We start from the raw sequence: 4,240 nt of genomic DNA, 5'->3' as shown, positions 1-4,240 counted from the left end.
TTTTAATTTGCATTGTAAGCGGCTGGGTACTTGTCGCTGTTGATGCAGGAGTTAGATATGGCCGCAATTATTAAATGTGTTGTGCCGATTAGTGGCGGCAAAGATAGTCAAGCGTGTTTAAAACTAGCTTTGCAGAAGTTTGATAAAAGCGAAGTTTTGGGGTTGTTTTGTGATACTAAGTTTGAGCATCCTTTGACTTATGCCCACGTTGATAAAATTGGCGAAATGTACGGAGTAAAAATCGAAAAGCTAAATAATGGGGATGTGACGACATTAGTTAGAAAATACGGAAGATTCCCAAGTGATGCTGCTCGTTTTTGTACTGATGAATTGAAAATAAAAGTAGGCAAAGAGTTTTATAAAAAACTAGCACAGGAACAGGGTCAAGGTTTTGAGGTTTGGTATGGAATGAGAACAGGCGAATCTAGTCAGCGCGAAAAACGCTATGCTGGCATAATTTGTGATGATGTGATGCCTCCTCATTTGTTTATGCCATCTAAATATCCACAGTATTTAGAGAAGCTGGGCGTAATGATTAGATTGCCGATTGTCGATTGGTCAACTGATGATGTTTTTGAGTTTATGGGAGATGAATTAAATCCGCTTTACAAGCAAGGCTTTGATAGAGTTGGATGTTTTCCTTGTTTGGCAGGCGGTGATTTTTGGAAAGCTAAAGCATTTGAGCATGACGATTTTGGCAAAAACCAACGTATTCAGGTTGTGCAATTAGCGCATGAAATCAAAAAGAATGTTTTTACTAGCCAAAAATGGGCAAGAAAAAATTTGGATTTAATGGTGCAAACAAAGCGAAAAACCAAAACATTGCAAGACGATATGTTTGATGCGCCTTGTATGATGTGCCATATCTAACAACATATTAAGCGGTAAAACCCAAAGATAGCAGGCTTACACTGGCCGCATGGGGTTTTATCCGCTTGAATATAGAGTTATGCGGCTTTTAATTTAATGAGAGGTAGATATGATTGAGTGGATTGATGTTGGAGATGTAACTCCACCAAGAAATAGAACATTACTTTGTTATTGCCCTGAGTGGAGCGAGACTGGGTATCAAGTAGCAAAATGGAATGGCAAAGAGTTTTATTATGCCGAGCAGGTGAATGATATGTTTAGTGAAACTGTTGAAAAATGGGCAATATTCTTTGAGGCAGACTAGCCGCATAACTACCTAACTTAAGGCGTAAACACCCACAACAAACCAAACAATGACTAACCCACTTTAAGCAATAGCACGATAATTGGCTGGGTGTTTATCGCGCTTGAAGTGAGAGTTAGGTTTGGAGACTGAAAATGGCGACTGGTTATTATATGGGACAAGGTATGATGCTGGAGCGTGGCGAAACCTACGAAATGAAAAAAGAAGAATTGATTGAGGTACTTGACAAATACACTGAACATTTAAAAAACTCACAGGCTGAGTGTGACGAGCTAAAAATGCAAATACTGAGAATGAAGTACCCAAATGAGCCTTTGTTGCAGAAAGGTACTATTCAATAAAATCTAACACTGAGCTTAACGTGCGCCACCCCACACGTTATAAGCCTGTGCAAGTGAATCACTTTTATTTTTAATGCTTAGATAGTGGCTGGGGTGGTGTCACTGTTAAAGCGTGAGTTAGAACCGTAGTGAACTTGGAGATTTTTATGCAAGCAAAGAACTATGCGGCACAGATTTTAATTACAGATAATGAAAATACTCCAGATGAATTAAGGACGATAATTCGCTCATTAAAAGATGCTGTTATTTTCAATCTTCCAGATGGCGGTTATTTAACAATAGACCCCAAGCTTTCATCAAGAAATTGTGATTTTGAAAGCGTTGATCGGCCTCCATTTGATAATATTTTTTTACAGTTCAGTGCTGAGATAAATAAATTTGGTATTTTAGTGCATTATGAGCCTGAAGAGGATGTTCATATTGGGTTTGTTTTTTTTGGAATGCGCGAGGAAAAAGGATGGTACAGCCTGCCTTATGTATTTTGTGTAAAAGACAAAAAATCAAGCGATCCTGTTTATTTGAACAGGTCTTTTGATTCCGAACATGATGACCACAAATACGCTGCTACATTTTGTATGTGCGTATATAACGACTTTTTAACGGCACTGTCATGTAGAAATATTGAGCAGACAATTATTCAAAAATGCGATAAAGCACTAAACGCAAGGCGCATTAACAAAGGCAAGTTACCGCTTTACGAAGAACGCATACTCACGATTAAGGTAAATGCAAAACAAGGCACTGGTACGAGAACAGGCACACACGAAAGCCCAAGACAGCATCTAAGACGTGGGCATATTAGACGTTTAGAAAGCGGAAATATATGGGTCAATGCTTGTGTTGTTGGCAATAGTGAGAAAGGCGTTATTAAGAAAAGCTATAACGTGGCGGCATAAAAATAAGGTTCTAACTCATAATTATACACACAGCTTGTGTGTATAATCCGATTTATAGCGCGTAACTTGTTGATTTAGTTACGCGCTTAAACACAACTACGCCCCAATAGTTCCCCATGTTTTCCAAGTGCCAGGAGTACCTGCCGTAACACAAATCCAGCCTACATTTCCACTTGCCGCAGGTGCAGAGTTATAGACATACTCACCACGCGCCCATGTTCCTGTTGTCGGAGCAGCAGCGTAAGCGTCAACACTGGCGTAGTTGTTCGTGTTTCCAACAAAACGCATAGTATCAATGGCTTTGTTGGAATACGGAACAGTGACACCTTTCATGATATTATTGACAACCTCACCAGACAAAATGCGTGATAAATGCGTTCTAATACCTGTAGTGCTGCCGCTATCAATTGTAATTTTATTATCTTTAATTGTTGCATTTAGCACGTTTGTTGAAGCCAGAGCAATATAAATACCGACATCGAGATTTCCACCTTCGATGACGTTGTTGTTGATAATCAGATTGTTGGTGTTAGTTGTGCGTTCTGCGTCAAGCATTACCACGCCATTTGCATTGCTGCCAGTCCCGATTCCACTCAACAGGTTATTAGTGACAACAATACATTTTCCAGTAACATTTATCCAAATCATGCCCACACTAAACATGCATTTAGTGACAACATTGCCAGTAATTAGAATGTTTTCAGCGTTTTCACCATCTGACCACGCTACGCCTATTGGGTTGCTTCCTGTATGATTTGACACGATGTTATTGCTGACAATCGTATAATCAGACGAGACGCGAATACCGTTACGCTGTTCAGTGTCAGTTGCATAAATCGCGTTATTAGAAACAACCGTGTTAATACCTAGCGGTTTAGTACCAACCGATATACTTTGCGCGCCTTTTACGTTGATTTGTGCGCCTTTATTGCCTTCGGCAAAACCAGCGTTTACTAGCACATTACCCGTAATTGTCGTGTTAATCGTTTTAGTGTAAATGCCTTCAACACCGCCCAATTGCCGACCGTTTATACGATCAAGCGATTTAATGATGTTGTTTGAGATAACAGCCGTATCACCGTATAACTGGATTGCATGGACTTCACCCGCCGTATTGCCATCGGCATTGATGTTGTAGAAATAGTTGTCAGTTATGATGTAATTACCCGTCAACAACTGATCTACTAATTGCGTCCTGCCGAGACATAGCGCAGTCATGCTAGATGTTGTAGAGTTTAGATTAGTAAACCGACAGCCCTCGACAACTGCACTCTTGAAGTAAGCAGACATGCCGAAGACATAGTACGCTGAACCCGTAAACGTGTCGAAGATGCAATCTTTTAGCTTAAACAGCGTAATGTCATTAGCACCCGTCACGCAAACAGATTTACTGTTAGAGACTTTTACTTTGTTTAGTTCAATCGTGCCGTAGTTTGATGCGCCGCTTGTGCTAAATAGCGTGTCAATGTTTGAAAAGATAACGCCGTTAATTTTGAAGTCTTTAGTCGCAGCAAGCACAAACAAATTGACTTGAGTGCCTGATACTGTAATCGTGCTGTTTGCGTTAACGCCTGTTAGTGAAAGGTGATTTGTTAGCGTGATTGGTGTCCATGCTGAGCCTAAAATCACAATCGGTTTATCAATTGTCAGTTTGATATTAGCTGATTGAGCGTAAACAATAGCATAGCTGAATGCACTGTTGTCGTTAATCGCGCCAGCACAACCGAACTGTGATGTATTAACATTGATAGAATCAACAGCAAGCCACCGCCCTGCACCGCTTACGCTTGTAGGCTTGATGACAGTGCCGCCGTTGTCTGTAGCCACAC

4 protein-coding genes and 1 pseudogene are annotated in these 4,240 nt (G+C 40.4%); 4 read left to right on the top strand and 1 reads right to left on the bottom strand.

The annotated features are described in order from the left end of the window. The first annotated feature begins 57 nt into the window (after positions 1-57). The 4 genes from Q0212_RS15435 (at position 58) to Q0212_RS15420 (ending at position 2,411) form a co-directional block, all read left to right on the top strand. Positions 58-870 carry a phosphoadenosine phosphosulfate reductase family protein gene (locus tag Q0212_RS15435; RefSeq protein ID WP_297927163.1) on the top strand — a complete coding sequence of 271 codons (813 nt, stop codon included), beginning with the start codon at positions 58-60 and terminating at the stop codon, positions 868-870. Positions 871-979: 109 nt separating this feature from the next. Next, positions 980-1,174: a hypothetical protein gene (locus Q0212_RS15430; protein ID WP_297927161.1), complete on the top strand. Its 195-nt coding sequence runs from the start codon at positions 980-982 to the stop codon at positions 1,172-1,174. Positions 1,175-1,308: 134 nt separating this feature from the next. Continuing rightward, on the top strand, positions 1,309-1,515 hold the full coding sequence (locus Q0212_RS15425) for a hypothetical protein (protein WP_297927159.1): 207 nt from the start codon (positions 1,309-1,311) through the stop codon (positions 1,513-1,515). A 146-nt stretch (positions 1,516-1,661) separates the two neighbouring features. Then, positions 1,662-2,411, top strand: coding sequence for a hypothetical protein (locus Q0212_RS15420; RefSeq protein WP_297927157.1), 750 nt, complete (start codon positions 1,662-1,664; stop codon positions 2,409-2,411). A 96-nt stretch (positions 2,412-2,507) separates the two neighbouring features. Here Q0212_RS15420 and Q0212_RS15415 read toward each other — a convergent pair. Then, positions 2,508-4,240 (bottom strand): annotated as a pseudogene (locus tag Q0212_RS15415) (hypothetical protein); the annotation flags it as partial.

The sequence above is a fragment of the uncultured Agitococcus sp. genome (assembly GCF_937920075.1).
Classification (GTDB): Bacteria; Pseudomonadota; Gammaproteobacteria; order Pseudomonadales; family Moraxellaceae; genus Agitococcus.
This window is presented reverse-complemented; position numbering and strand designations above follow the sequence as displayed.

Coding starts and splice junctions, on each gene's coding strand:
- Q0212_RS15435 (WP_297927163.1), top strand. CDS start 58: ATGGCCGCAATTATTAAATGTGTTGTGCCGATTAGTGGCGGCAAAGAT.
- Q0212_RS15430 (WP_297927161.1), top strand. CDS start 980: ATGATTGAGTGGATTGATGTTGGAGATGTAACTCCACCAAGAAATAGA.
- Q0212_RS15425 (WP_297927159.1), top strand. CDS start 1,309: ATGGCGACTGGTTATTATATGGGACAAGGTATGATGCTGGAGCGTGGC.
- Q0212_RS15420 (WP_297927157.1), top strand. CDS start 1,662: ATGCAAGCAAAGAACTATGCGGCACAGATTTTAATTACAGATAATGAA.